We start from the raw sequence: 2,491 nt of genomic DNA, 5'->3' as shown, positions 1-2,491 counted from the left end.
GTGTGGAACGTTCGGAGGCCGAAAACCATGTTTGACGAGAATGAGCGTCTGGCCATTCAGGAAGCGCATTGGCTGATCGACGAATTCGGCGTCGAGGCACCGCTTTACGCCGCGATGAGGGCCGAAAAGGCGATAGAACAAAAGGATTTGGCGCGCTGCGCCCGCTGGAAGCGTATTCTGGAGATATTGGACGAAAGTCCTGCCGCTAAGTCTGCTGGTTCCAAGTATTAGATTTTCTAATTTGCACGGCGTCGATTTCGCATGAATGCTATTTTGGCCGATTCTTCATTCTTTTATGAGACTTGGCGGTCCGTTGGGGGACGCGGTTAAAGAGATACATCGACACAAGTCTTCGCTGGGGTGGAGGATTTTGTCGCAAATAAGGTGAAAGAATTGTCAAATATCGATGATAAGACCGTTATCGAGCTGACGGCCGATATTGTCTCGGCCTATGTAGGCAACAATCCCCTTCCGGCTTCCGGCCTGCCTGAGTTGATTGCCAGCGTCAGTGCTTCGGTTCGCAAGCTCGCTGGTGCAGTTGTCGCGGAAACTCCAAACCTGGTTCCGGCAGTCAATCCGAAGAAGTCGGTGTTTCCCGACTACATCATCTGCCTTGAGGACGGAAAGAAGTTCAAGTCGCTCAAGCGGCATCTGCGGACCGACTACGGCCTAAGCCCGGACGACTATCGGGCCAAATGGGGCTTGCCGCCGGACTATCCGATGGTTGCGCCGAACTACTCGGCGACGCGATCGGCGCTGGCAAAGTCGACGGGACTTGGCCGCAAGCCGGCAGCAGCGCCGGCCGCTGTCGCCAAGGCAACGAAGCGCAAGGCGACTGCCTGAGAGCAGGCAAGCCACCGTTCGGCTGCTTTGACGGCGCCCTCGCGGGCGTCGTTTCGAGGCCTTGTGCGGCCAACTGGCCCGCAAGGCCTTGCGAAGCGTTGATGTCCGGTGCAAAAGCGCGGCCATGCTGATCATCAACGACCTATCGCTCCGCATGGCCGGACGCCTGCTTCTCGACCATGCCTCGCTGACCTTGCCAGCCGGCACCAAAGCCGGCCTCGTCGGCCGCAACGGTACCGGCAAGACGACGCTGTTCAAGGCCATTACCGGCGATTTCCCGTCCGAGACAGGCTCGATCAGCCTGCCGAAGAGCACCCGCATCGGCCAGGTGGCGCAGGAAGCGCCAGGCACCGAGGATGCGCTGATCGAGATCGTGCTCAAGGCCGATCTCGAACGCACGGCGTTGCTCGAAGAGGAAAAGACGGCGACCGATCCGCACCGCATCGCCGACATCCATATGCGGCTGGCCGACATCGACGCGCACTCAGCCGAATCCCGCGCCGCCACCATTCTCGCCGGCCTCGGCTTCGATGACGCTGCGCAACGGCGTCCGGCCTCCTCCTTTTCCGGCGGCTGGCGCATGCGCGTGGCGCTCGCCGCGGTGCTGTTTGCCGAGCCCGATCTGCTGCTGCTCGACGAGCCGACCAACTATCTCGATCTTGAAGGCACGCTGTGGTTGGAAAACTACGTGTCGAAATATCCGCACACCGTGCTTTTGATCTCGCACGACCGCGACCTGCTCAACCGCGCCGTCAACTCGATCGTTCACCTCGACCAGAAGAAGCTGACCTTCTGGCGCGGCGGCTACGACCAGTTCGAGCGTCAATACACCGAACAGAAGGAATTGCAGGAGAAGGGCCGCGTCAAGCAGGAAGCCGCGCGTAAGCACATGGAATCCTTCGTCGAACGGTTCCGCGCCAAGGCCTCCAAGGCGAGACAGGCACAGTCGCGCATCAAGGCACTGGAAAAGATGAAGCCGATCGCGGCCCTGGTGAACGACTCGGTGCGGCCGTTCTCCTTCCCCGAGCCGGTGAAGACGGTGGCCTCGCCGATCGTGGCGCTGAACAACGTCAATGTCGGCTACACCGAGGAGCAGCCGATCCTTAAGAAGATGACGCTGCGCATCGACGCCGACGACCGCATCGCGCTGCTCGGCGCCAACGGCAACGGCAAGTCGACCTTCGCCAAACTGCTGTCCGGCCGGTTGAAGCAGGAGAGCGGCACCATGACGGTGGCGCCCGGGCTGAAGGTGGCGATCTTCGCTCAGCATCAGCTCGACGATCTGCGGCCGGACGAAAACGCCTACGAGCATGTCCGCCGGTTGATGCCGGAGGCGCCGGAATCGAAGGTGCGCGGCCGCGTCGCCCAGTTCGGCCTCACGACCGAGAAAATGAACACCGCCGCCAAGGATCTTTCGGGCGGCGAGAAGGCGCGGCTGCTGATGGGCCTGTCGGCCTTCGAGGGGCCGAACCTGTTCATCCTCGACGAACCGACCAACCATCTCGACATCGACAGCCGCGAATCGCTGATCCATGCGTTGAACGAATTCCCTGGCGCCGTCATCCTGATCTCGCATGATCGCCATCTGCTCGAGGCAACCGCCGACCGGCTGTGGCTGGTCAAGGACGGCGCGGTCAACCCCTATGAC

At 61.2% G+C, this 2,491-nt stretch carries 3 protein-coding genes; all 3 read left to right on the top strand.

Annotated elements, in window-relative coordinates; translation table 11 throughout:
• Window positions 1-231: hypothetical protein (locus EOA22_RS30750; protein WP_245478726.1), on the top strand; the 231-nt coding region annotated here is incomplete at its 5' end.
• A 162-nt stretch (window positions 232-393) separates the two neighbouring features.
• Window positions 394-843, top strand: a complete 450-nt coding sequence (locus EOA22_RS30745; RefSeq protein WP_013532467.1) for a MucR family transcriptional regulator — start codon at window positions 394-396, stop codon at window positions 841-843.
• A gap of 124 nt (window positions 844-967) precedes the next feature.
• Window positions 968-2,491, top strand: a 1,524-nt coding sequence (locus EOA22_RS30740) for an ABC-F family ATP-binding cassette domain-containing protein (RefSeq protein ID WP_164756062.1), incomplete at its 3' end; no start/stop codon positions are given.

This window comes from Mesorhizobium sp. M7A.F.Ca.US.014.04.1.1 (assembly GCF_003998745.1).
Classification (GTDB): Bacteria; Pseudomonadota; Alphaproteobacteria; order Rhizobiales; family Rhizobiaceae; genus Mesorhizobium; species Mesorhizobium ciceri.
This window is presented reverse-complemented; position numbering and strand designations above follow the sequence as displayed.